This window comes from Actinocrispum sp. NPDC049592, assembly GCF_040675465.1.
GTDB lineage: Bacteria > Actinomycetota > Actinomycetes > Mycobacteriales > Pseudonocardiaceae > Kibdelosporangium.
Genome location: NZ_JBFAPA010000002.1, coordinates 512,070 through 537,132 on the forward strand (window position 1 = coordinate 512,070; position 25,063 = coordinate 537,132).

The window sequence follows — 25,063 nt, forward strand, 5'->3', positions numbered from 1 at the left end:
TGGTGAATGCGGGGGTGGGACAGTCCGTTTCGTTAGGATCGTGGCTCAGGTTCGTCGACGGGGTTGGGAGCGGGTCGATGTCGGTGGAGCCGGCTCGGTCCGTGCGAGCCTGGTCGAAGGCCTTGCAGGTCTCGCCTACCACCACGCTCGCGGTGGCCCGCCGGGTCGCGGCCGACCTCGCGGGCGGGCTGTCCGGGCCGCGGGTGCGCGCGGCGGCGCGGGGGATCCGGCGGTTGCTCGGGGTGACCGCGGTCGGGCTCGCGGACCTCTCGGGGAACGTCGAATGGGCCGGGGCCGAGCCGGACGGTGCTGCGGCGTTGGTGGACAGCGCGCTGCACAACGAGGTTCGCGCCGGGCGGCTGCCGGTTGTCGCGTTGCCGTTGCATGTCCGCGACGAACTGGTCGGGGCCTTGGTGGTGTGTGGGGCGCGCCGGATGTCGCCGGTGCGTGAGGTGGCGGACTGGGTGAGTTCGGCGCTGGAGCGGACCCGGCTGGACGCGTTGGCCGATCAGGCGGCCGCGGCCGAGCTGCGGGCGTTGCGCGCGGAGATCTCGCCGCACTTCGTCTACAACGCACTGACCGTGATCGCCTCGCTGGTGAAGTCCGATCCGGACCGGTCGCGCGAGCTGATGCTGGACTTCGCCGACTACACGCGCTACAGCCTCGCGCGGCACGGCGACTACACGACGGTGGCGGACGAGTTCCACGCCATCGAGACCTACCTGGCGCTGCAACGGGCGCTGCTGGGCGAACGTTTGCGCGTGCAGATCCGTGTGGCGCCAGAGGTTCTGGCCGTCGCGATTCCATACCTGGTGCTGCAGCCGTTGGTGGAGAACGCGGTCCGGCACGGGATCGAGCCGCGCTCGAGGCCCGGCCTGGTGCAGGTGCGCGGTGAGGCCGAGGGGTCGGACTGCGTGATCAGCATCGAGGATGACGGGGTCGGCATGGACCCGGCCGAGGCCGAGCGGATCCTGGCCGGGCAGGGCCGTGCGGACAGCGTGGGACTGACCAATGTGGACCGTCGGCTGCGCAACGTGTACGGGTCCTGGTTCGGGCTCGTGGTGGAGACCGCGCTCGACGCCGGGACCCGGGTCGTGGTCCGGGTGCCGATGTTCCAACCGGGAGTGATGCCGTGATGGGGCTGAGTGTGCTGGCCGTCGACGACGTGCCCGCGGCGCTGGACGAGCTGTGCCGGCTGCTGCGGGAGTCGCCCGAGGTGTCCGAGGTCGCCGGGGCGGGCGACCCGATCAGCGCGCTGAAGATGATCCAGAACGGCCGGTTCGGCGCGGTGTTCCTGGACATCTCCATGCCCGGTCTGGACGGCCTGGAACTGGCCTCGCTGCTGACCAAGCTGAGCGACCCGCCGGTCATCGTCTTCGTCACCGCACACGAGGAACACGCCGTGGCCGCGTTCGGCATCGGCGCGGTCGACTACCTGCTGAAACCCCTGCGCGCCGAACGCCTCGCGGACACCCTGGCGCGCGTGGCGAAGCGGGCGACCGCGGCGCCGGAGTCCTCTGTGGACGCGATGGCCGCGTTGCCGGTGGAGATCGGCGGCCGGACGCAGTACGTGCGGCGCAGTGACGTGCAGTTCGTTGAGGCGCACGGGGATTACGTGCGGCTGCACACCAAGACCGGGGCTCATCTCGTGCGAATGCCGATCTCCAGGTTGCAGGAGTACTGGGAGAGCGCGGGTTTTGCCCGGGTGCACCGGGGGTTCCTGGTGGCTTTGGCTTCGGTGCGGGAGTTGCGGAGCGACGCGGTGGGTGGTTTGTTGGCGCACACCGACCTTGGTGATGTGCCGGTGTCGCGGCGGCATTCGCGGGAGCTGCGGGAGCGGCTGCTGCGGGCGGCGCAACGCGGCGAGCTTGACCGGCGGGTCTGATGGCACCCCACCGCCGCGTGGCGGTCACCAGCCCGCAGACCCGGTTGGCGCACGCTCGCAGGCGGTCTCGGGGGCGTTGGCGGGTGCCCGCTTTGGATCCCGTTGATGCTGAGCGGGCGGTCGGGTTGTTTCGGGTTCAGCGGCGCAGGGCGGTTTTGGCGGTTGGGCTGTTGTTCGCGCTGGTTTTGTTGTTGCCGGTCGTTTTTGCTTTGTGGCCGGAGTTGGATGGGATCCATGTTGTCGGGGTGCCGTTGTCCTGGTTGATGGTCGTGGTGATTCCGTTTCCGGCCATGGTTTTTCTCGCGGTGTGGCAGTTGCGGCGGGCTGAGGCTCCTGAGGATGAGTCGTGAACAGGGCCCTTGGCGGGTTCTGTGGCTGGGGCGGCGCCGGTGTAGCTGGGGCGGTTCGGTGTGACATGGGTCCCGTCGGCGGCCTCGGCAGGATGGGCGGGCAGGTCCATACTGGGGCGCGGGCTGGAGGGCCGAGGCTCGGGACCACCCTCTGCGCGGAGCCTTCGCTCGCGAGCCCTCACCGCGTCGGCTTCGGGCTTGCCCGGCGTCGCTGGGGGGTGGGTGGATGATCGCGGCTTTCGCGGTGGCGCCGGTGGTGCTCGTGACTCTGTTGGTGGGGTTGCGGGGCGTGGCGGCGATGCGGACGACGTCCGACTTTCTGGTGGCGTCGCGGCGGGTTTCGCCGTTGCTGAACTCGGCGGCGGTGTCGGGAGAGTATCTGTCGGCGGCTTCTTTCCTAGGTGTGGCTGGGCTTGTGGTCAAGGACGGGGTCGGCGCGCTGTGGTATCCGGTGGGGTTCACCGCCGGGTACATCGCGATGCTGGCCTTGGTGGCCGCGCCGATGCGGCGGTCGGGGGCGTTGACGGTGCCCGACTTCGCGGAGGCGAGGCTGGCGTCGCCACCGCTCCGAAGGCTTGCCGCGGTGACGATTCTGGTCATCGGCGGGCTGTATCTGGTGCCGCAGTTCCGGACCGCGGGCCTGGTGCTGAGTGTGGTCAGCGGGACGCCGTACTGGGTGGGTGTGGTGATCGCGGGCGCTGCGGTGAGTGCGACGCTGGCGCTCGGCGGGATGCGGGCGGCGACCTATGTTCAGGCGTTCCAGTTCTGCCTGAAGCTGGTGCTGTTCATCGTTCCGGCGATCTGGCTGCTGCTGCGGGTCGGCCCGGAGGTACGCGACGACGCCGTTCATCCCGTTGAGTTCACGCACTTCGCCCACGAGACGCCGGTGACCTTCCGGTCGGCGGTGACGCTGGAAGTCCGCGACAACACCGTCGTGCGGACACCCGGTGGCGAAACGATCACGTTGCCGCCAGGGGAGTTCCACGTCGACGCGGGCCGGACGCTGGTGTTCCCGGCGGGCAGCGCGGTGCCCGGGCTGCAGGGGCAGACGCCGCCGGGTGGGCCGGGCTGGGAACGGCCGTTGATCGACGTGCAGAACGCGGGCCAGCCGTTGCTCGGCACGTGGGCCGTGCTGCTGGCGACAATGCTTGGCACGATGGGACTTCCGCACGTCCTGATGCGCTTCCACACTAGCCCGAACGGCCGAGCCGCCCGCCGGACAGCGGCCCTCACAGTGGTGCTGCTGAGCGCTTTCTACTTGTTCCCAGGCATTTACGGTGTCCTGGGCCGGGTGCTCGTCCCGCAGTTGTATCTCTCCGGGGCCACCGACACGGCGGTTGTGGCGTTGCCGTCGCAGGTCGATAACGGAGCGTGGGGAGACGCTTTCACAGCGTTGCTGACCGCGGGTGCGTTCGCCGCGTTCCTCGCGACTTCGTTGGGGCTGCTGCTGGTCGTGTCCGGCGCGATCTCGCATGACCTGCTGGCCGGTGGGCTGCGGCAGCTGCGGGTGACGGTTGTCCTTGCGGCGGCGGCGGTTGTGCTGCTTGCGTTGCCCGCGGCCAGGATGGACGCGGGAACGTTGGTGACGTGGGGGTTCACCGTGGCCGCGTCGACCTTCAGTCCGTTGCTGGTCCTCGGGATCTGGTGGTCCAGGCTGACCGCGCCGGGCGCGATCGCCGGTGTCGCAGTGGGTCTGCTGGCCACAGCCGGAGCGATCATCGCGACGTTGTCCGGCCCACCGGTGGACGGCTGGCTGGCGATCCTGGTGGCCCAGCCCGCGCCCTGGTCAGTTCCGCTCGCTTTCGGCACGATGGTGGTGGTCTCGCTGTTCGGGCGGCCGCCGGCCTGGTCGCGTGCGGCGATGCTCCGGCTGCACCTGCGCGAGCACGAACGTGACCCAGGCCACTCGACTGTGGACGATGACCGTTCGTCGACCGTTCGTCGCATGGTTCGGCGGTTTGTCCGGGAATGATTCCGATGGGTGAACCGGCTTCCTAACGTGTCGCGGAACACATGCCGCGACAGGGAGGTTGCGTGAGTACCGTCTCGCCCGAAACCAGGCCGCCGGAGCCGGACTCGCAGGACTGGACGGCGGTCCAGAACAGTCCCGACTTCGTCGAGCTGCGGCGCAGGCTGCGCCGGTTCGTCTTCCCGATGGCCGGGTTGTTCCTGGTCTGGTACCTGCTGTACGTGCTGCTGGCGGACTACGCGCACGGCTTCATGTCCACCAAGGTCTTCGGCAACATCAACGTCGCGCTCATCTTCGGGCTGCTGCAGTTCGTGTCGACCTTCGTGATCACCGGCCTCTACGTCCGCTACGCCAACCGGAAGCTCGACCCGCAGGCCGAGAAGATCCGCGAGGAGATCGAGGGAGGCGAGGACAAGTGAGCGCACCCGTGACCCTCGCGCAGAGCGTGTCGGGCAGCAACCCGGCCATCAACATCTCGATCTTCGGCGCCTTCGTCGTGGTCACCCTGATCGTGGTGTTCCGGGCCTCCCGCAACACCAAGACCGCGGCGGACTACTACGCCGCGGGCCGGGCGTTCACCGGCCCGCAGAACGGCATCGCGATCTCCGGCGACTACCTGTCGGCCGCCTCGTTCCTCGGCATCGCCGGGGCGATCGCGCTGAACGGGTACGACGGCTTCCTCTACTCCATCGGCTTCCTGGTGGCCTGGCTGGTCGCGCTGCTGCTCGTCGCGGAGCTGCTGCGCAACACCGGCAAGTACACGATGGGCGACGTGCTGGCGTTCCGCATGCGCCAGACCCCGGTGCGGGCCGCCGCGGCGACCTCCACGCTCGTGGTCAGCTTCTTCTACCTGCTCGCCCAGATGGCCGGCGCGGGCGGTCTGGTCGCGCTGCTGCTGGGTGTCACCAGCAAGGTGGGACAGGCGGCCGTGATCGCGGTGGTCGGCGTCCTGATGATCGTGTACGTCCTGGTCGGCGGCATGAAGGGCACCACCTGGGTGCAGATCATCAAGGCGGCGCTGCTGATCGTGGGCGCCGCGGCGATCACCCTGTGGGTGCTGGGCAAGTACGGCCTGAACCTGTCGTCGCTGCTGGGTGACGGCGCCAAGGCCGGTGCCGCGCTGGAGCCGGGCAAGCAGTACGGCAAGACCGGCCTGACCCAGCTGGACTTCGTCTCGCTGGCGCTGGCCCTGGTGCTCGGCACCGCGGGCCTGCCGCACATCCTGATGCGGTTCTACACCGTGCCCACGGCCAAGGAGGCGCGGCGCTCGGTGGTCTGGGCCATCTGGCTGATCGGCATCTTCTACCTGTTCACCCTGGTGCTCGGCTACGGCGCGGGCGCGCTGGTGGGCGCGAAGGCCATCAACGCGGCTCCCGGCAAGGCGAACTCCGCCGCGCCGCTGCTCGCGCAGGCGCTGGGTGGGCCGGTGCTGCTCGGGTTCATCGCGGCCGTGGCGTTCGCGACGATCCTGGCCGTGGTCGCCGGTCTGACGATCACAGCTTCGGCGTCCTTCGCCCACGACGTGTACGCGAGCGTCATCAAGAAGGGCAAGGCCTCACCGGAGAAGGAGGTCAAGGTCGCCCGGATCACCGCGGTGATCATCGGTGCCGTGGCCATCGCCGGCGGCATCGTGGCCAACGGCCAGAACGTCGCCTTCCTGGTGGCACTTGCGTTCGCGGTGGCGGCCTCGGCCAACCTCCCGACGATCCTCTACTCGTTGTTCTGGAAGCGGTTCAACACCCAGGGCGCGCTGTGGAGCATCTACGGCGGTCTCGCGGTCTGCATCGTGCTGATCGTGTTCTCCCCGGCGGTCTCCGGTTCGGCCACCGCGATGTTCCCGGGCTCGGACTTCCACTGGTTCCCGCTCACCAACCCGGGCCTGGTGTCCATCCCGGTGTCCTTCATCCTGGGCTGGCTCGGCACGGTGTTGTCGAAGGAACGCGACGACGCCAAGTACGCCGAGATGGAGGTGCGCGCCCTCACCGGCGTGGGCGCGGAGAAAGCCATCCAGCACTGACCGAGGGTTGGGGAAAGGAGAGGGCCACGCTTCGTTGGGGAGCGTGGCCCTCTCGTCCATTCAGGACCCACCCCAACCAACGGTTATCCCTTCGATCGGTATCGGTGTTACGCGAGTCGGCGATAGTTTAACCAAAAGAGTGTTTCGGCGGTTTTGATGTGGACCTCGCCGCTCCGTTCTTGCTATCGCTGAACCGTGACTGCTGACCCGGAAACCGGATTTGGCGAGACGCAAGTCTCTGCTGGTACTCGCGTGACCAACGTCTATCGTATGGACTCGCCGAAGCCGTTACATGAACTGATCTCCACGAAGATTCTGGAGGATGATCAGGAACAGTTTCGCATCGACGAGCTCGAAGTTGGTTCATCACCGGCTGTCTTGGTTTCCGGAGAATCCGAGACCGCGCCAGTGGAATGGGTCGCCGCTGTGCGGTCCCTGACCGGCGTGGCGCTCGGGTTCACGACCGCTACAGCATCAGCTGCACTGTTCTTACGCGTGGACGACGTCAACTACGCGTTGGCCTTCGGCCATGGATGGCGGTATCTCCACGAAGGCAGGATCGATCGGCAGTTCGGGCTGGATGTCGCCGTCAGGTTGCTTGATCCCGACGACATCAGGCAGGTCACTCGGTGGGCGCTGAGTGCCAAGTCCCGGGTTGACCGAAACATGGTGCCTGGCGGCCAAGGGCTGTGGGCCTTCGGCCTCCGTGAACACGCTGAGTTGGTACGAAGGTTGACCGGCAAGGTGAGTTCTCACATCACCGTGGATCTCGCATACGTGCACAAGCGAGGGCAACGTCGGAACTTCAAGCTTGGTTTGGAATGTGGTGATGGCCTTCATGTGCCGTTAGGCATCGAGGGTGATTCGCTGGTGTCCGATCTACGTTTTCTCACGCAGGTCGTTGATCACTTGCCGGTGCACGACAGGCTCGAACCGCTTCAGTGGGTGCGACGGCTCGCGCGTGGCACGGAGATGGCGGAACTGCTTGACTCCACTGCTGCGGACTTGCTCGCGAACGAGGATCCTGACCATGGCGAGATCGGCGTTGCCTATCCGGCGCGCTACTACGATGGACCTGGAGTTCGACGCTTCCGCGGGCAGATCGGTCAAGTCACCTTCGACACTGACGATCTGACTGTCGACGATCTTCGAGCCGGTGTCCGGCACTGCACGGCGGAGGAGTGTCTCCGAGTTCTGCGGACGGGGTATATCGAGGGTTTCGACGACTCCGGCGTGAGCCTTGGTGGCGAAGTCTCGGCCCTGCACTGGATGGCGGCCGAGATCATCAATCCCGACTATCGGTTCATCCTCATCGATGGCGACTGGTACGAGTTCGGGGAGAAGTATCTCGACCATGTCGACCGAGTTGTCTCGGATGCGTTCAAGGACGGGCCCGACTGGGAACTTCCCGCGTGGACCACGGCGCCGCCGAACGAGGCCGGCGTCGTGGTCGAAGGCGCCTACAACCGTCACGTCGCCGAGGTCGACACGAGGTTCATGTGCCTTGACCGCAAGCTGATCCGGACGCGGATCCACCCACGGGGCTTCGAGGCCTGTGACCTACTTGGGCCGGGTAACGTGTTGGTACACGTGAAGAAGGTTAGTACTGACACCGGCTCCTCCGCGCTGAGCCACCTGTTCGCGCAAGGGCTCGTCGCGATCGAGAGCCTGACGGACAGGGCCACGTGGGACGAATTCGTCACGTTGGTCGGGAGCCACGACGAGAAGAGGGCGGCCACACTCGGCTCCCGCCCGTCCGGACTGGTGTACGCGATTCACAGGTCGGACAAGGCGTTGGAACCGAACACGCTGTTCACGTTCGCTCGTTCGGCGTTGGTGTCCGCCTCGGTCGCGCTGTCCACCTGCAACGTGCCGCTGCGGATCGCGGTGATCCCGTAGGCGCCCCCATCGACGCGGGGTGGCTCAGTCGCCTGCGGCACGGGGTCCTGTGTCGTGCACGCACTGTCACCGGACACAGCAGCTCATTAATTATTAATAAACGTTGACACCCGAGCTGCGGCAAGGCAATCTCACCTGCGGAGAAGTCCCGTGCCGGAAGTGAGGGCGTCGCGATGATGCGTCGTTTGGTTCAGGCTTGTGTCCTGGCGGTGTTAGCCGGGGTGGTTGTCGCGCCGGGGGTGTCGGCAGGCAGTGACCCGTACGGCGATCATGGGAGTCCTGTCGGGACGGTGGACCAGGGAGCGCCGCAGTACTACAACAGCGGCCTGACGCCCACGCCCTACATGGGCTGGAACACGTACTACGGGCTGGGTGCGCCCACCGAGGACGCGGTGAAGGGCGTCGCGGACTTCCTGGTGTCCAGCGGCCTGCGCAACGCGGGCTATGACATCGTGTGGCTGGACGGTGGCTGGCAGGCCACGCCGCCGCGCGACACCAAGGGCCGGCTCGCGGCGGACCAGACCCGGTTCCCGCACGGCATTCCGTCCATTGTCGACTACATCCACAAGCGCGGCCTGCGTGCGGGGATCTACACCGACGCGGGTGCCTACGACGGCGGCAAGAGCTGCGGTCTGGGCAGCGGCGGGTACTACGAGCGTGACGCGAAGCAGTTCGCCGGCTGGAAGTTCGACGCCATCAAGGTGGACTTCCTCTGCGGCCTGGCCCAGAAGCTCGACCCGGGCACGGCGTTCGGCCAGTTCAGCGCGGCGGTCGCGAAGACCGGCCGCAAGATGCTGCTGAACCTGTGCAACCCGGTGACCAGCGAGTGGGGCGTGCCGATCACCCCGGAGCAGGCCGCGAACAACAACTACATCTGGGGCCCGACCACCGGTGACTCCTGGCGCACCTACACCGACCTCGCGTTCGGCAACCCGACCCCGGGCGAGTGGGCGAACATCGTGCGCGCCATGGACACCAACGCCTGGCACCCGGAGGCCAACGGCCCCGGGCACTGGAACGACGCGGACTACCTGCTGCCGATGCGCAAACTGCCCGACGGCAGCTACGAGCTCACCGAGGAGGAGTCGACCACGCAGCTGGTGATGTGGGCGCAGATGGCCGGCCCGCTGATCATCGGCTCCGACCCGCGCACCCTGCCGCAGTCGATGCTGAACACGTTGAAGAACCCGGAGATCATCGCGGTCGACCAGGACCGGCTCGGCATCCAGGGCGTGCGGATCCAGACCTCCGGCGTCGGCGACGTCTACAGCAAGGTCCTGTCCGGCCGCGGCCAGCGATCCGTGGTGCTGCTCAACCGCAACGACACGCCCTCCATGATCTCGGTCGACTTCACCAAGGCCGGCCTGTCCGGCGACGTGCAGATCCGGGATCTGCGCCAGCGCAAGGACCTCGGCACGTTCACCGGTTCCTACGCCACGACGGTTCCCCCGCACGGCACCGCGATGCTCAAGCTGAGCGGCACGGACTACGCCCCCGGCGCGGACCTCGGCGGCGACGCCACGGCCAGCCCGGCGCTGGTGCGGTTCTCCGACACCGACGCGGCCGCGTTCACCCGTGCGGCGGACGGCAGCGTTCTGATGAACACTCGGAAGGGTGCGAACTGGGCTCAGCAGTGGACCCGCCTGGACGGGCACCGCATCCTCGGGCAGCCGGCCGCGTACGGCTCGGCAGGCGGCCGGATCGACCTGTTCGTCCGCGGTAGCGACAACGCGGCATACCAGCGGACGTTCCGAAATGGACAGTGGGGTCCGTGGATCTGGCTGGGCGGCGACCTCACCGACGCCCCGACGGTCGCGTTCACCTCACCCAGCAGCTGGACGTTGTTCGCCCGTGGCAAGGACGGCCAGGTCTGGCAGCGCCCCTCGAACGCCTGGTGGTCCAGCATCGGCGCGCCCAACGGCAAGCCGATCTACGGCCGCCCGAGTGCCGTGGTGGACGGCAACGGCCCGCACGTGGCCGTGCGCACCGCCGACGACTCGGTCTGGATCTGGGAGAACGGCGCGTGGGCCGGCCTCGGCGGCACCATCAGCGGCAGCCCGGCCATCGTGGCGACCCTCGGCCGGATCTACCTGTTCGCGCGTGCCAGCGACTACACGTTGTGGCAGCGCAACTTCTCCGACGGCTCATGGGGAGGGTGGTTCCCGCGTGGAGAGTTCCCGAGCAACGCGTTCGACGGTTCCCTCGGCGCGGCCGCCGGGGACAACGGATCCGCGTGGGTCGCGTTCCGCGGCGTCGACGGACGGGTGCACCAGGTGGTGTTGTGACTTCTAGGGTCGCGGTGGTGACGGGCGCGGCGTCGGGAATCGGCGCCGCGGCCTGTCGCCGTCTCAAGGACGACGGATACACCGTTGTGGGCATTGACATCCAGGACGGCGAGCACGTCACGATCGTTGGTGACGTGGCCGCCGACGAGACGTGGGATCGGGTGCTGGCGTCGGTCGACGGCGTGGACGCGTTGGTGAGCAACGCTTTCACGGTGACCGTCAAACCCCTGGACCAGACCACCCGGGCGGAGTGGACGCGGCAGCTCGAGGTGAATCTGACCGCTGCGTACCTGGGCGCGCACGCGTGCCTGCCTTCGTTGCGGGAACGGAAAGGCGCGATCGTCCTGGTCTCGTCCGTGCACGCGGTCGTGGGGATCCCCGGGCACCCGGCGTACGCGGCGGCCAAGGGCGGCCTGAAGTCCCTCGCTTCTCAACTGGCCGTGGAGTACGCGCCCGCCGTCCGGGTGAACTCCGTGCTGCCGGGCCCGGTTCTCACCAGGGCGTGGGATCGGGTGTCCGAGGCGGACCGGGACCGCAGCGCGGCCGCGACCCCGCTGGGCCGGCTGGGAGATCCGGCCGAGGTCGCGGCGGTCATCGCGTTCTTGTTGTCATCGCAGGCGTCTTTCGTGACCGGGGCCAGTGTTGTGGTGGACGGTGGCTGGACGGTCATGAAGGACTCGTCGTGAGGGAGCACGGTTGAAGATCACCGGTATCGAGACGTTCCTCGTGCCGCCGCGCTGGCTGTTCCTGAAGGTCAGCACGGACGAGGGGATCGCTGGCTGGGGCGAGCCGGTCGTCGAGGGGCGGGCCGCGGCGGTGCGGGCCGCCGTGCACGAGATGGCGGACCTGCTGATCGGGCAGGACCCGTTGCGCATCGAGGACCACTGGCAGGTGTTGCGGCGCGGTGGGTTCTACCGCGGCGGGCCGGTGCTCTCCAGTGCGCTCGCCGGGTTCGACCAGGCGCTGTGGGACATCGCGGGGCGCTACCGGGGCGCGCCGGTGCACGAGTTGCTCGGTGGCCCGGTGCGCGACCAGGTGCGCGTGTACTCCTGGGTCGGCGGGGACCGTCCGTCCGGGATCGCGCAAGCCGTTACCGCGCAAGTGGAACGCGGCTTCACCGCGGTGAAGATGAACGGCTGCGGCCCGATGCGGGCGGTGGACACCCCCGCCGAGGCGCAGGCGGTGCTGGAGCGGGCCCGTGAGGCGCGGGCGGTGCTGGGCCCGGACCGGGATCTGGCGATCGACTTCCACGGCCGGGTCTCGCCCGCGATGGCCCGCCGGTTGCTGCCGATGCTGGAGGAGGTGCAGCCGATCTTCGTCGAGGAACCGATCCTCGGCGAGACGCAAGGCAACGCGTGGGCCTCCGTGGTGCAGTGCAGTTCGGTCCCGATCGCCACCGGGGAACGGTTGTACTCGCGGTGGGAGTTCAAACCCGTGCTGGACGCCGGAGTCGCCGTGCTGCAACCCGATCCGTCGCACGCGGGCGGGATCTCCGAGCTGCGCCGGATCGCCGCGCTGGCCGAGATCTACGGCGCCAGCCTGGCCCCGCACTGCCCACTGGGGCCGATCTCGCTGGCGTCGGCGTTACAGGTCGCCTTCGCCACGCCCAACTTCCTGATCCAGGAACAGAGCCTGCGCATGCACTACAACGTGGGCACCGAGTACACCGACTACCTGACCGACCCGTCGCCGTTCGACTTCGCCGACGGGTACGCGGCGCGGCCGTTGGGGCCGGGACTGGGGATCGAGATCGACGAGGAACAGGTCCGCCGGGCCGACCGGCAGGGCCACGACTGGCATTCCCCGGTGTGGCGGCACGCCGACGGGAGCTTCGCGGAGTGGTGACGTTAGGTTGGGGGAATGGCACTGCCGTTCCCCGACCCTCCGCTGACCGACGGTGATGTCACGCTGCGCGCGTGGCGGCGATCCGAGGAGCGGCAACGGTTCGAGGCGTTCTCGGACCCGGTGGTCCAGCGGTTCTCCTGGCCGTCGGCCGAGCCGTTCACCTGGGAGCAGATGGACGGGCGGTTCGACGCGCAGGAGGCCGACCGGCTGGCCGGGATCTCGCTGAACCTGGCCATAGTGGACGCTGAGCGCCCGGACGTCCTGTTGGGTGCGGGATCCCTCTACGACGTCGATCCGGCCGAGGAACGCGCGTCGGTGGGCTACTGGGTCGTCGCGGACGCGCGTGGCCGCGGCGTGGCCACCCGGGCCCTGCGCCTGATGTCGGCGTGGGCGTTCGAGGAGCTGTCCCTGGCGCGCCTGGAACTCACCTGCGGCCCGGACAACCTCGCCTCCCAGCGCGTCGCGGAGAAGGCAGGCTTCACCCGGGAAGGCGTGCTGCGCTCGCACATGCGCTTCAAAGACGGCCGCCGGGACACGGTCGTCTACAGCCTGCTGCCCACCGACTAGGGGGCCGGGCGGTAGTCGACCACGGGCTCGGAGGCGCGCTGGAAGTCTTCGGTGGCCTTGTCGAGCAGTTCACGCATGGCCAGCTCGGCCGCGGGGGAGTCGCCGCTGCGGATGGCCTCCAGGACCTTCTGGTGGCTGGGCACCGGGTCGTCCGCCTCGGCCGCGTGCACGACCTTGTCGCGCATGGCCAGGCCGTTGGCCAGCACGCGCTGCATCTCCACCAGCAACTGGTTGTGCGTGGCACCGAACAGGGCGCGGTGGAAGTCCAGGTCGGCCTCGATGGCGTCCTGCTCGGGGTCGGCCATCCGGGCCAGCGCCGCGCCGAGGTCCTCGATGTCCTGGGCGGTGGCGCGTTCGGCGGCCATCCGGGCGGCGGCGGGCTCGATCACCGACCGGACCTCGGTCAGGTCCTCCAGCAGCCCGAGGTCGGGCGGGCCGGCCGAGCGCCAGCGCATGACGTCCACATCGAACATGTTCCAGGCCTCGCGGGCGCGCACGAACGTGCCGCGCTTCTGCCGCGCGTCGACCAGGCCCTTGGCGGACAACACCTTCAGCGCCTCGCGCAACGCGGTCAGGCTGACGTCCAGCTCCTCGCGCAGGGTCACCAGGTCCAGCGTCGCGCCCTCCGGGATGTCGCCGGACAGGATGCGCCCGGCCAAGGCCGCGACGGTCTGCCCGTGCACCCCGCGAAGCTGGTAGTCGGCCACTTTCGGTCCCTTCGGTCGGTCTCCCGCCCAAGTATCTCAGGGCACCCATCGCTAATAATTTAGTAATTTATCTTGACATGGGCGCGCCACTCTTGCAATCTCGTCGCCAGCGCTAGCAGTGCAGGTAGCGAGATGGAGGCCCAATGAACAACGACGGCCTGAGCCGCAGAGGGTTCTTAGCAGGTATCGGCGGCCTTGGGGCGGCGACGTTGCTCGGGGGATGCGCCACGTCGGCCACCGGGGGAGCCGGCGGGCAGACGACCGGCGCGGTCAGTATCGAGTCCAACCTTTCGGCGCCCGCCGCGAAGGCGGCCATGCAGGCGCTGATCGACTCGTTCAACGCCAAGAAGGGCACCCAGGCCACCCTGAACACGATCGCGTCGGAGACCTTCCGGACGCAGCTGCCGAGCTATCTGACCGCGCAGCAACCGTCCGATGTGTACACGTGGTACGTGGGCAGCGTGGCCCGGTCCTATGCGGACAAGGGGCTGCTGCTGGACATCAGCGATGTGTGGCAGAAAACATCCGGCTACAGCGACGCGGTGAAGTCGCTGTGCACGGACAGGAACGGCAAGCAGGTCATCGTCCCGATCAGCAACTACTGGTGGGGCATGTTCTACCGCAAGTCCAACTTCGCCAAGTGGGGCGTGCAGCCGGCCAAGAGCTGGGACGAGTTCATCGCGCTCTGCCAGACGCTGCAGGGCAAGGGCGTCGCGCCGATCGGCCTTGGCGCGGGCGGCGGCACGCCGTGGGTCGCGTCGGCCTGGTTCGACTACCTCAACATCCGGATCAACGGCGCGCCCTACCACCGCGAGCTGCTGGCCGGCGAGCACAGCTTCACCGACCCGCAGGTCAAGAAGGTGTTCGACCGGTGGAAGACGGTCCTGCCGTACTTCGACAAGCAGGCCACGGCGGTGTCCTTCCAGGACGCGACCACGTCGCTGCTGCAGGGACGCTCGGCGATGATGCTCATCGGCACCTTCTTCGCCGACGCGGCGCCCAAGGACCAGCTGGACGACATCGACTTCTTCCAGTTCCCGATCATCGACCCGAGCGTGCCGGTCGCCGAGGAGGGCCCGACCGACGGGTTCTTCGCCAGCGCCCGCTCCGCGCATGTGGCCGGTACCAAGGAGTTCCTGGCCTACATGGCCACCCCGGAGGCGCAGGAGGTGTACGTCAAGGCATCGACGAGCACCGTGCTGCCGCTCAACGCGAACGCCAAGGCGGCCTCGACACCGTTGGTGGACAAGGGCAAGAAGCTGCTCGCCGACGCCAAGGAGATCACCCAGTTCTTCAACCGGGACTCCTCCGACGCGCTGCAGCCGACCGCGGACACCGCCCTGGTCAAGTTCTTCGACCAGCCCGGCCAGATCGACTCGATCCTGACCGACTGGCAGAGCGCGGCCGAGAAGATCTGGAAGGCCTGACCTTCTCCGCAGACCGGCCGCCCGCCCGTGGATGCGGCGGGGCGGGCGGCCGCAAGTCCACTTTGTACTTTGCTGGTTGACAGGGAGGGTGCCGAGGTGGCGACACTGACCGTCGAGCGTCCCCGGACACGGCCCGCGCCGGTCCGGCGGCGCAAGCGCAAACGGCTGTCGCCGGTGCTGCTGGCCTTCGTGCTCGTCCCGCTGGCGGTCGAGGGCTTCTTCGTGTTCTGGCCGGCCATCCAGGGCGTGTTCCTCTCGTTCACCAGCTGGGACGGGATGACCGCGCCGCGGGCGGTCGGCCTGGGCAACTACGTCGAGATGTTCTCCGACGAGATCTTCCTGTCCTCGTTGTGGCACACCGTGTTGTGGCTCATTCTCTTCGGCGGGCTGTCCGCTCTGGGTGGCCTGGGCATGGCGCTGCTGCTGGCCAAGGAACGGCGCGGGGTCGGGTTCTACCGCTCGGCGCTGTTCACGCCGGTGGTGTTCTCGCTGGTGGCCACCTCGCTGATCTGGCAGGCGATGTACCAGCCGGACGGCCTGATCAACAACCTGCTGGGCGGACTGGGCCTGGAAAGCTGGCAGCACTCCTGGCTCGCCGACCCGGACACCGCGATGTACGCGGTCATCGTTCCCGCGCTGTGGCGCCAGATCGGCTACATCATGGTGTTGTACCTGGCCGGTCTCAAGGGCATCGACCCGGTGCTCTACGAAGCGGCCACTGTGGACGGTGCCACCGCCTGGCAGAAGTTCACCAACATCACCCTGCCACAGCTGTCCAGCGTGAACTCGGTGGTGCTGTCGGTGATCGTGATCGACTCGCTGCGATCGTTCGACGTGGTCTGGGCCTTGACCCGCGGCGGGCCGTTCCACTCGTCCGAGCTGCTGAGCACGTACATGTACTCGACGGCGTTCCAGTCGCTGCGGCTCGGCTACGCCTCGGCGCTGGCCGTGGTGATCTTCGTGCTGGCGTTCGGCGTCATCGTCGGATACCTGGTGCGGGCCTTCCGGGAGGCGGACTGATGAAGCGCTTGCGTACCGCCGCGTACCACACGTTCGTCGGCGGCGTGTCGATCCTCTGGCTGCTGCCGATCGCACTGGTGCTGGTGACCGCGTTCCGCACGTTCGACGACATCGCGCAGAACGGGGTCGGCAGCCTGCCGCACTCGTTCTCCCTCGCCGCCTTCGGTGAGGCGTGGAGCGCGGGCGGCGAGAACCAGGCCATGCTCAACAGCCTGATCGTGACCATCCCGACGGTGATCATCACGTTGCTGCTCGGTGCGATGGCGGCGTTCGCGTTGAGCCGCTTCGACATCCCGTTCCGGCGCACCATCCTGCTGGTCATGCTCGGCGGGAACCTGTTGCCACCGCAGATCCTGCTGGTCCCGGTGTCGCGGTTGTCCGAGGTGCTGGGCATCTACGACACGCTCACCGCGCTGATCGTGGTGCAGATCGGGTTCGGGCTCGGCTTCTACACGTTCGTGCTGCACGGGTTCATGCGCGCGATCCCGTCGGAGATCCAGCAGGCCGCGGTGATCGACGGCGCCGGCACGCTGCAGGTGTTCGTCCGCATCATCCTGCCGCTGACCCGGCCGGCGCTCGCCGCGCTGGCCGCCCTGGCGTTCACCTGGGTGTTCAACGACCTGCTGTGGGCGATCACCGTTCTGAAGACCGGGACGCAGATGCCGGTCACCCCGGCTTTGCTCGGCCTGCAAGGACAGTACGTGTCGATGTGGAACGTGATCGCGGCCGGCTCGGTGATCGCGGCCATCCCCACGGTCGCGGTGTTCCTGCGGTTCCAGAAGCACTTCGTGTCGGGTCTGGCGGTCGGGGCGGTCAAGTGAGCTGGGAGTGGGCCGGCGGCCGGATGGATCTCGTGCCCGGCCGCGTCCTGCAGGTGTCCCTTGGTGGCAAGGAAGCGTTCTGGGCCGCGCCGGACGCCCCGGACTGGAACGTCGGTGGCGACCGGCTGTGGCTCGGCCCGGAACGCGACTGGTTCTGGGCCACCGACGATCCCAACGACCTGAGCGGGCACGTCGTCCCGGCGCCGATCGACCCGGGGGAGTGGCGCACGATCAGCCTGGCGATGGGGCACGCTTCCTACGCCGCCGATCCCGTGCTTACCCACCGCGGCAATGGTTCCACCACTCAGGTCCACATTGGACGCGATGTCTGCCTGAAGTACGCCGACTCCCGCCGGGTGATCTACGAGGTGCACACCCGCGTCGAGGTCGCTGCCGGTCCGCCCGATCAAGAGGTCAGCGCGTGGAGTGTGCTGCAGGTGCCGGCCGGCGGACGGTTGCGCCTGGATCTGGCGGGGGAGTGGGCGTACCGCGACTATCTCCGGCCGTTCGACGGGCGCCGGTTCACCGTCCGTGACGGCCATGCCTGTGTCGAACTGCCGGGCCAGTTCATGGCCAAGATCGGGATCCAGCCGGACGTCGTCGCGGGGCCGATGCGTTATTCCCGTGACGGGGTGACGATCGAGCGGGTGATCGAGGTTCATCCCGACCGTCGCTACTGCGACCATCCGCTGGGCGCCGATCGTTCCGGCCAGGGCGACGCGGTGCAGGTGTTCGAGGACGACGGTCACTACGGAGGGTACGCGGAACTCGAGCATCACAGCCCGGCCGCGCGGTACGCCGAACCGGTGCTGGACATCTGCCGCACGACGGTCAGCCTGGGGTATTGACCAGGCGGAATGGTCTAAGCCATTCTTTCAGGTACGTGAACCTCCCGTTCAACGGAACGCTCCGCCCTGCCCTGTGTAAGGAGCATTTCCATGCGTACCAGACGTCTCCTCACGGCCGCGGTCGCCGCATTGGCGGCCGTCACGTTCGTCCCCGCACAGTCCAGCGCCGCCAACGGTGTCACCGCGACCTTCGTCAAGGTGTCCGACTGGGGCAGTGGTTTCGAAGGCAAGGTCACCGTGACCAACGGTGGCACAACGACGTTGTCCACCTGGACGGTCGAGTTCGACATGCCGTCCGGCTCCCAGATCACCACCTCCTGGGACGCCACCCGCACCAGCAGCGGCCAGCACTACACGTTCACGCCACCCGGCTGGGCCGGCCCGCTCGCCGTCGGCGCCAGCGCGTCGTTCGGGTTCAACGGCAGCCCGGGAAACTTCGGCGGGATTCAGAACTGCCGGCTGAACGGCGGCGGCTGTGACGGTGGTCCGACAACGCCTGGTGCGCCAGGGGTTCCGGGCGCACCCAGCATCACCGGATCGAACAACACGAGCATTTCCTTGTCGTGGGGCGCCTCCAGCGGCACCGTCACCGGATACCGGGTCTACGAAGGCACTTCCGTGCGCGCGACCGTGACCGGAACCTCGGCGACCATCTCAGGCCTCGGCACCTGCCAGTCGCACACCTACGCCGTGGCCGCGTACAACAGCCTTGGTGAGTCTGGGGAAACCTCTACCGTCACCGGAACCACGACCGGCTGCCCGACCGGTGGCGGCCGTGCGGCGCCGTACATCTACAACGGCTGGGGCAGCCCGCCGAACCCGCAGACGGTCATGAACGCCACTGGTATCAAGTGGTTCACGATGGCGTTCGTGCTCTCGTCCGGTGGCTGCGCCCCGGCGTGGGACGGCTCGCGGCCGTTGCAGGGCAGCGTGGACGCCACCTCGATCTCGCAGATCCGGGCCGCCGGCGGCGATGTGGTCCCGTCGTTCGGTGGCTGGAGCGGCAACAAGCTCGGCCCGAACTGCGGCACCCCGCAGGCCCTGGCCGGCGCCTACCAGCAGGTGATCAATGCATACGGGCTCAAGGCGATCGACATCGACATCGAGAACACCGACGAGTTCGAGAACGAGACCGTGCAGGACCGGATCCTGAACGCGTTGAAGATCGTCAAGCAGAACAACCCCGGCGTGCAGACGATCGTCACCTTCGGCACGAGCACGACCGGCCCGACCTTCTACGGCAACCGGCTGATCGACCAGGCCCGCGCACTGGGCGCGAACATCGACATCTTCACGATCATGCCGTTCGACTTCGGCAGCGGGAACATCGGCTCCGACACGGTGAACGCCGCGGAAGGCCTGAAGAACAAGCTGAAGTCTTCGTTCGGCTGGAGCGACGCCCAGGCCTACAGCCACATGGGCATCTCCGGCATGAACGGCCTGTCCGACCAGCAGGAGATGACCACGGTGGCGACCTGGACGCAGATCCGGGACTACGCCAAGTCGCACGGCCTCGGCCGGCTGGCGTTCTGGTCGGTCAACCGCGACCGCGGCTGCCCGGGCGGCGGCGTGGTGTCCAACTGCAGTGGCATCGCACAGTCCGATTGGGACTTCACCAGGGTCACTGCTGGCTTCTAGAACGAGAGTTGTTCCTCTGAGCGGGAAATTGACTCAGTGACCGGAGCCGGTGTCTACTCCATTGGTCTGGTCCACCGTTGACGCCGCTCGGAGGATCTCTTGCCCACTCGTCGTTCTGTGTTGCTCGGCACCGCCGGAGCGGCACTGGCCCTGCCCGTCACCGCGGGCAGGGCGCTCGCCGCGACCGACTGGTCGGTCGAGGTGGTGCGCTCCACCATGGCCCGGTTCACCCCCGCGACGCTGGGCGGCTGGGACTACATGCGTGGTCTATACCTTTACGGCCAGTACCTGGTGTACAAGCGGACCGGCACCCGCGCCTACTTCGACTACATCAAGGCGTGGGTGGACCGGTTCGTCGACGGCAACGGCAACATCAACAACAGCTTCAACAACCTGGACGCGATGCGCTCGGGCGTGCTGCTGCCGATCCTGCACGCGGAAACCGGCCAGCAGCGCTACAAGACGGCCGCCGACAAGATCCGCAACCGCTTCCCCACGTATCCCCGGACGCCGGACGGTGGGATGATCCACAACACCGGGTTCGTGGACCAGTTGTGGGCCGACGGCGTCTACATGGCACAGCCGTTCATCGCCAACTACGCCAAGCAGTACAACCAGACGTACGGGTTCGATGAGTCGACCCGCAACATGGTCGCGTACTTCAACCACCTGCGCACCAGCAACGGACTGATCCTGCACGCCTACGACGTGGATGGGTCCTCCTCGTGGGCGACCGGGACCGACCACTGCTCGGACTTCCACTGGGGGCGCGCGATCGGCTGGTTCGCCATGTCCGCCATCGACATCCTGGAAGTTCTGCCTGTCGGCCACGTCCGCCGCCAAGCGATGATCGACATCGTCCGGCACCTGGCCGGCGGGTTCCAGCGGTTCCAGGATGCGGCAACCGGGCGCTGGTTCCAGGTGGTGGACCGCGGGACGACGAACGGGAACTGGACGGAGACGTCGGCTTCTTCTATGTTCACATACATGTTGTCGCGTGGGGTCGAGCGAGGGTACCTGGACCCATCGGTCAAACCCGTTGCCACCAAGGGATATCAGGGTGTACTGGGGAAGATCTCGCTGGGCGGTGACGGCCGGACGAACCTGGTGGACATCTGTGACGCCACCAGCCCCGGCACGCTGAGCTACTACCTCAACCGCCCCCGGCTGCGGAACGACTTCCACGGCCTGGGCGCCTTCCTGATCATGAACGAGCAACTGACCCGGGTGCCATGAACTGGTTAGCCACCGGTGCCACCGCTTGGGACTACGGCACCATGCCCTTACGTGTCACGGCGTACGGCACGGACACCTTCGACGACATCCGCACCGAGCTGGTCAGCTCGGTGCGGTGCATTGTCCGCGTCGGCACGCAGATCGTGTTGTGCGAGAACCGCGACGGCGCACATCCCCTGCCCGGCGGCCGCCGCGAACCGGGGGAGACCTACCATGACACCGTGTGCCGTGAGGTGCACGAGGAGACCGGCTGGCACCTCGACCGCGACAGCCTGCGACCCCTCGGCTGGCTGCGGCTGGAGCACCTGAGTCCCCAGCGCCCCAAGGATCCGCACCCCTACCCGGTGTTCCTGCAGCTGATCTACACCGGCACGGCGCATTCGCGGACCAGCGAGAGCTGGAGCGACATCGACGGCTACGAACTGCGTTCCAGCCTGACAACCGTGGAAGAAGCGCGCCGCCGGACCTCCAACGACCTGCTCGCCCACAGCTTCCTCGACCTGGTGGAACACTCCATCAACCACTGCTGACACCCCACCCCTCGCCGTGTCCCCCTTTCCTCCGGCCCGTGTCCCCCTTTCCTCCAGGGTGAGTCCTCCGTTCGTCCGCGGCATCTCCAGGCCCGCGGACGAAGTGGGACACGGGGGCGACGAACGGGGGACACCTCACGACTTTCGTAGGTTGTATACAGTCTACGAAACCCGTCAGGATCCGGCGATATGGTCAAAAGAGGCGCCATCGCCATCCTTGTCCCGTTATCGCTGGCCACCACCGTCCTCGCGGCCCCCGCCGCCGAGACGCAGTTACCGCACCAGAGCCCGATCAACATCACGCGCGAGAACGTCCGCGTCGACCCGAACCTGCCGCAGCTGCGCATCTCGTACCGCACCACTGATGTCGAGCTCGAGTACATCCGCAAGGACCAGACCGACCCGGCCGGCTGCGCCACCCGCAACCACGAGGAGACCGAGGAGGGCATCGTCCCGGCCGGCGCCGGCTACGTGACCCTCAGCGGCACCCGCTACGACCTGATCCAGTTCCACTTCCACACCCCGTCCGAGCACCGCTTCGAGGGCCAGTCGACCCCGCTGGAGCTGCACCTCGTGCACCGCAGCGCCGCCGGGCGCCTGCTGGTGATCGGCGTGCCGCTCATCCCCGGCCCCCGCTCGGCGGTCGACAAGGTGCTGGCCAAGCTGGCGCCGGAGTGCGGCGAGTCCGTGCACCTGCCCAAGGTCGACCTCAACGAACTGCTGCCGCCCGACCGCAGGACCGTCGCGCGCTACGACGGCTCGCTGACCACCGCGCCGTTCTCCGAGGACGTGCAGTGGTTCCTCACCGGCCCCAAGACCGTGTCCCCGGGCACTGTCGCGCGCTTCCAGTCGTTGTTCACCAGTGGCAACGCCCGTGAGGTGCAGCCATTGAACGGGCGAGTGGTCGAGCTGGACCGCCCCCGCTACTGAACGCTGCCCATTGGCCGGATGACCGATGCCCCATCGGTCATCCGGCCGATCCAGCTGTGGCCCCGCGGCCGAAGCGTCCACACTGGCCGGACGGGCAGTCTCCTCATCGCCATCCGAAACGAGGAGGAGTCAAGGTGACAGAGCCGATTCTGGCTGGACGAGGGGTGGTCAAGCGCTACGGCGACGTGACCGCGCTGGCCGGGGTGGACATCACGATCCGCGCCGGCGAGGTGGTCGCGATCGTCGGACCGTCGGGGTCCGGGAAGTCCACGCTGTTGCACGTACTGGCCGGGATCCTGCCGGCCGACGGCGGCGAGGTGTTCCTGGGGACGAAGCCGATCACCAAGCTCAGCGAGACCGAACGCAGCAAGCTCCGCCGCAGCGAGTTCGGCTTCGTGTTCCAGTCCGGCATGCTGGTCGCCGAGCTCACCGCGGAGGAGAACGTGGCGCTCCCGCTCCTGCTCGCGGGAACGCCACGCAACCAGGGAATCGCCGCCGCCCGGGAGTGGCTGGTCCGGCTGGGCCTCGGGGGCCTGGCCGACCGCCGCCCCGGCGAGGTCTCCGGCGGTCAGCTGCAACGGATGGCGATCGCCCGCGCGCTGGCGCACCGGCCGCGGGTGATCTTCGCTGACGAGCCGACCGGGGCGCTGGACACGCGCACCGGTGAGGAGACTATCACCGCGCTGCTGACTGTCGCCCGCGAGACCAACGCCGCGGTGGTCATCGTGACGCACGACGAGTCCGTCGCGCGGCGCGCGCAGCGGGTCATCGAGATGCGCGACGGCCTGATCGCTGTGCGGGCGGCGGCGTGAACCCGGTTCAGCTCGCGATCCGGGTACTGCGGGGCGACTCCCGCAGCCGGATGTCCGCCTTGTTCACAGCTGCCGGTGTCGCGGTCGGGGCGGCACTGGTGCTGTGGCTGGCGGCGGTGCCCGGGGCGCTGCAGTCCCGGGCCGACCGGGAAGGGTGGCGGCAGGCGGACTTCGCCGCGGACAAGGCGGACGCTTCGGTTGTCGTCGCCCAGACCCGGGACAACGTCGGGGCGCAGGAGATCCAGCGGTTCGACGTGGCGCGCCTCAAGCCGAACGTGCCGCTGGCGGCCGGGATCCCGAAGCTGCCCGGGCCCGGCGAGGTGTTGCTGTCACCGGCGTTGGCGGAACTGGCCGCGAGCCTGCCCGCCGACCAGCTGGCCGACCGGTTCAAGGGCAGGGTCGTCGGCCAGTTCGGGCCGGAGGCGTTGAAGTTCCCCGAGGAACTCGTCGCGATGGTCGGCCACGATCCCGCCGAGCTGGGTGAGAACGGCGCCCCGCGCACCGGGCTGGCCGCGGCCAGAAGCGGCTACATCAACAAGCTTCTGGTGGTGCTGAGCCAGATCGGCCTGGTCGTGCTGATCGCGCCGTGCCTCGTACTGGTCGCCTCCGCGGCCCGGCTCACCGCCGCACGCCGGGAACGCCGGCTCGCCGCGTTGCGCCTGGCCGGGGCGACCCCGCAACAAGTCGTCTCGATGACCGCGACCGAGACGGCGATCGCGTCGGTCGTCGGTGTGGTGCTCGGGGTCGGGCTGACGTTCCCGCTGAGATACCTCACCGCCCGGATCCCTTGGGACGGCGGCACCTGGTACCCGTCGGACTGGACGCCCAGTGCGCTCATGCTGACCCTCGTGCTTGTCGTGGCACCGGCTCTCGTGGTCGGCGCGGCCGTGCTCGGGTTGCGGCGCGCGGTGAGCCGGCCGCTCGGCGCGGCCCAGCAACAGACCAGACGGCAGCCCAACGCCGCTCGTCTGCTGTGGCTGGTCGGCGCGGCTGTCGTGTTCGTTGTGGGTCTCAGCCAGGCTCGCAGCGGTGGGGACAGCCAGATGTTCGTCGTCCTTTTCGGACTCGCCGCGGTCGCGGTGTCGCTCGTGTTCGTCGGCCCGCTGGTGACCTCGTTGCTGGGCAGGATGTTCGTGTCCCGGTGGCAGTCACCGTCCACTTTGCTCGCCGGGCGGCGGCTGCGGGACGACCCCAAGGCCGCGTTCCGGGCCTCGGCCGGTGTCGTGCTCGCGGTGTTCGCCGGATCGTTGGCGCTGGCCATGTTCCCGAGCGTGGAGAGCCAGATCGGTTACAGCAACGGCAGGTTCCGTGATGGCGTGTACGTGGCGCAGGGCGCGGGCCTGTCCGAGGAGCAGGTCAACGGGCTGCGGTCGGACCTGAGCCAGCGCGGGATCAACGCGCCGGTCGTGGCCATCGCCGAGGGCTCGATCGGCACCAGCGTCCGCGAGTCGACCACGGCGATGATGATGACCTGCACGGACGCCAGCAAGGTGCTCGGCGCGCGGTTCGACAGCTGCCGCCCGGGCCCGGCGATCTACGTTCCGCAGGCGCAGGCGGTGGACGCGACCAGGCTGAAGTTCCGCGCCTACTCGGTGCCGGACATGCCTGAGGACGGCCTGCCGCTGCCCGCGGCGGTGTCGGTCCGCGAGTACCAGCCGACCGGCGGGTTCCACGGCATCCTGGTCGACCCGTCGCTGTACCCGGGGATCAGCAGCGCTGACACCGTCGCGGTGGTGACATCGCCGCAGAACCAGGACGTCGTCCACACCATGCTGGTGCGCAACTTGCCGGGAGTCTCGTTGTACAGCAACGAACGCTACGACGCCCGCGCCGACACACTGTCGGGCGACCTGCGCCGGGCGACGCTGATCGGGCTGTCGATCGCGACCGTGCTCGGCGGGGTGAGCGCGGCCGTCGCGTCGGCCGGGTCGGTGGTGGACCGCCGCCGGACGTTCGGCGCGCTGATCGCGGCCGGGACACCGGTGCGGGTGCTGACCAAGGCGCTGCGGCGGGAGGCGATGCTGCCCGCCCTGGTCGCCACGGTCGGCGCGGGCCTGGCCGGGGTGCTGGTCGGGTCGGGCCTGGTGACCCTGATCCAGGGCCATCTGGCACTCAACCCGTGGATCCTCACGCCCGTCGTACTGGGTGTGGTGGTCGCGTTGATCGCGGCGGTGGCCTGCGGGCCGGTGCTGCGGAAGATCACCGCCCGGGACTACTCGGACGAGTAGCCCGGTCCGGCCCTGGACGGTGCCCCCTTGCCGTCCAGGGCCGTCCGAT

General features: G+C 68.3%; 22 protein-coding genes. 21 read left to right on the forward strand and 1 reads right to left on the reverse strand.

Features of this window, described 5'->3' with window-relative positions; all coding sequences use genetic code 11:
• The first annotated feature begins 77 nt into the window (after nt 1-77).
• From AB0J95_RS09060 to AB0J95_RS09110, 11 genes are all read left to right on the forward strand, one after another.
• Entirely contained in the window at nt 78-1,136 is a 1,059-nt protein-coding gene (locus AB0J95_RS09060) for a histidine kinase (protein ID WP_364754510.1), read from the forward strand.
• Nucleotides 1,136-1,885, forward strand: a complete 750-nt coding sequence (locus AB0J95_RS09065) for a LytTR family DNA-binding domain-containing protein (RefSeq protein ID WP_364755040.1) — start codon at nt 1,136-1,138, stop codon at nt 1,883-1,885. The genes AB0J95_RS09060 and AB0J95_RS09065 overlap by 1 nt, the downstream gene beginning before the upstream one ends.
• A complete protein-coding gene (locus AB0J95_RS09070; protein WP_364754513.1) occupies nt 1,885-2,235 on the forward strand; it encodes a hypothetical protein in 351 nt (116 codons plus the stop codon). The genes AB0J95_RS09065 and AB0J95_RS09070 overlap by 1 nt, the downstream gene beginning before the upstream one ends.
• A 226-nt stretch (nt 2,236-2,461) precedes the next feature.
• The gene (locus tag AB0J95_RS09075) at nt 2,462-4,207 is read left to right on the forward strand and encodes a cation acetate symporter (protein WP_364754516.1); all 1,746 of its coding nucleotides are present in this window, start codon (nt 2,462-2,464) and stop codon (nt 4,205-4,207) included.
• A 62-nt stretch (nt 4,208-4,269) separates the two neighbouring features.
• Nucleotides 4,270-4,623, forward strand: coding sequence for a DUF485 domain-containing protein (locus AB0J95_RS09080; protein WP_364754519.1), 354 nt, complete (start codon nt 4,270-4,272; stop codon nt 4,621-4,623).
• A gap of 8 nt (nt 4,624-4,631) precedes the next feature.
• Nucleotides 4,632-6,221 (forward strand): cation acetate symporter, encoded by a 1,590-nt coding sequence (locus AB0J95_RS09085; RefSeq protein ID WP_364755042.1) that lies wholly within the window; start codon nt 4,632-4,634, stop codon nt 6,219-6,221.
• A gap of 195 nt (nt 6,222-6,416) precedes the next feature.
• Nucleotides 6,417-8,120, forward strand: coding sequence for a DUF6119 family protein (locus tag AB0J95_RS09090; protein WP_364754522.1), 1,704 nt, complete (start codon nt 6,417-6,419; stop codon nt 8,118-8,120).
• A gap of 290 nt (nt 8,121-8,410) precedes the next feature.
• Nucleotides 8,411-10,405 carry a hypothetical protein gene (locus AB0J95_RS09095; RefSeq protein ID WP_364754524.1) on the forward strand — a complete coding sequence of 665 codons (1,995 nt, stop codon included), beginning with the start codon at nt 8,411-8,413 and terminating at the stop codon, nt 10,403-10,405.
• A complete protein-coding gene (locus AB0J95_RS09100; RefSeq protein WP_364754526.1) occupies nt 10,402-11,091 on the forward strand; it encodes an SDR family oxidoreductase in 690 nt (229 codons plus the stop codon). Before AB0J95_RS09095 ends, AB0J95_RS09100 begins: the two co-directional genes overlap by 4 nt.
• 10 nt (nt 11,092-11,101) lie before the next feature.
• Nucleotides 11,102-12,250 carry a galactonate dehydratase gene (dgoD, locus tag AB0J95_RS09105; RefSeq protein ID WP_364754529.1) on the forward strand — a complete coding sequence of 383 codons (1,149 nt, stop codon included), beginning with the start codon at nt 11,102-11,104 and terminating at the stop codon, nt 12,248-12,250.
• A 15-nt stretch (nt 12,251-12,265) separates the two neighbouring features.
• The gene (locus AB0J95_RS09110) at nt 12,266-12,817 is read left to right on the forward strand and encodes a GNAT family protein (protein ID WP_364754532.1); all 552 of its coding nucleotides are present in this window, start codon (nt 12,266-12,268) and stop codon (nt 12,815-12,817) included.
• On the opposite strand, the gene AB0J95_RS09115 is transcribed toward AB0J95_RS09110, so the two are convergent.
• Nucleotides 12,814-13,524 carry an FCD domain-containing protein gene (locus AB0J95_RS09115; RefSeq protein ID WP_364754534.1) on the reverse strand — a complete coding sequence of 237 codons (711 nt, stop codon included), beginning with the start codon at nt 13,522-13,524 and terminating at the stop codon, nt 12,814-12,816. The genes AB0J95_RS09110 and AB0J95_RS09115 overlap by 4 nt on opposite strands.
• Nucleotides 13,525-13,667: 143 nt before the next feature.
• Here AB0J95_RS09115 and AB0J95_RS09120 point away from each other — a divergent pair, with 143 nt between their 5' ends.
• The 10 genes from AB0J95_RS09120 to AB0J95_RS09165 all read left to right on the forward strand — a co-directional run bounded on the left by AB0J95_RS09120 (nt 13,668) and on the right by AB0J95_RS09165 (nt 25,014).
• Entirely contained in the window at nt 13,668-14,951 is a 1,284-nt protein-coding gene (locus AB0J95_RS09120; protein ID WP_364754536.1) for an ABC transporter substrate-binding protein, read from the forward strand.
• A gap of 96 nt (nt 14,952-15,047) precedes the next feature.
• Nucleotides 15,048-15,971: a sugar ABC transporter permease gene (locus AB0J95_RS09125; RefSeq protein ID WP_364754538.1), complete on the forward strand. Its 924-nt coding sequence runs from the start codon at nt 15,048-15,050 to the stop codon at nt 15,969-15,971.
• Nucleotides 15,971-16,792, forward strand: coding sequence for a carbohydrate ABC transporter permease (locus tag AB0J95_RS09130; protein ID WP_364754540.1), 822 nt, complete (start codon nt 15,971-15,973; stop codon nt 16,790-16,792). Before AB0J95_RS09125 ends, AB0J95_RS09130 begins: the two co-directional genes overlap by 1 nt.
• A complete protein-coding gene (locus tag AB0J95_RS09135) occupies nt 16,789-17,640 on the forward strand; it encodes a hypothetical protein (RefSeq protein WP_364754543.1) in 852 nt (283 codons plus the stop codon). Before AB0J95_RS09130 ends, AB0J95_RS09135 begins: the two co-directional genes overlap by 4 nt.
• Nucleotides 17,641-17,730: 90 nt before the next feature.
• On the forward strand, nt 17,731-19,278 hold the full coding sequence (locus AB0J95_RS09140; RefSeq protein ID WP_364754545.1) for a cellulose binding domain-containing protein: 1,548 nt from the start codon (nt 17,731-17,733) through the stop codon (nt 19,276-19,278).
• Between the two features lie 99 nt (nt 19,279-19,377).
• Nucleotides 19,378-20,514, forward strand: coding sequence for a glycoside hydrolase family 88 protein (locus AB0J95_RS09145; protein ID WP_364754548.1), 1,137 nt, complete (start codon nt 19,378-19,380; stop codon nt 20,512-20,514).
• Nucleotides 20,511-21,044, forward strand: coding sequence for an NUDIX domain-containing protein (locus AB0J95_RS09150; protein WP_364754551.1), 534 nt, complete (start codon nt 20,511-20,513; stop codon nt 21,042-21,044). Before AB0J95_RS09145 ends, AB0J95_RS09150 begins: the two co-directional genes overlap by 4 nt.
• Nucleotides 21,045-21,233: 189 nt before the next feature.
• Complete coding sequence (locus tag AB0J95_RS09155; RefSeq protein ID WP_364754554.1) at nt 21,234-21,974, forward strand: carbonic anhydrase family protein; 741 nt, start codon at nt 21,234-21,236, stop codon at nt 21,972-21,974.
• 134 nt (nt 21,975-22,108) lie between these two features.
• Nucleotides 22,109-22,786, forward strand: a complete 678-nt coding sequence (locus tag AB0J95_RS09160) for an ABC transporter ATP-binding protein (RefSeq protein ID WP_364754556.1) — start codon at nt 22,109-22,111, stop codon at nt 22,784-22,786.
• Entirely contained in the window at nt 22,783-25,014 is a 2,232-nt protein-coding gene (locus tag AB0J95_RS09165; RefSeq protein ID WP_364754559.1) for an FtsX-like permease family protein, read from the forward strand. The genes AB0J95_RS09160 and AB0J95_RS09165 overlap by 4 nt, the downstream gene beginning before the upstream one ends.
• Nucleotides 25,015-25,063: the final 49 nt, after the last annotated feature.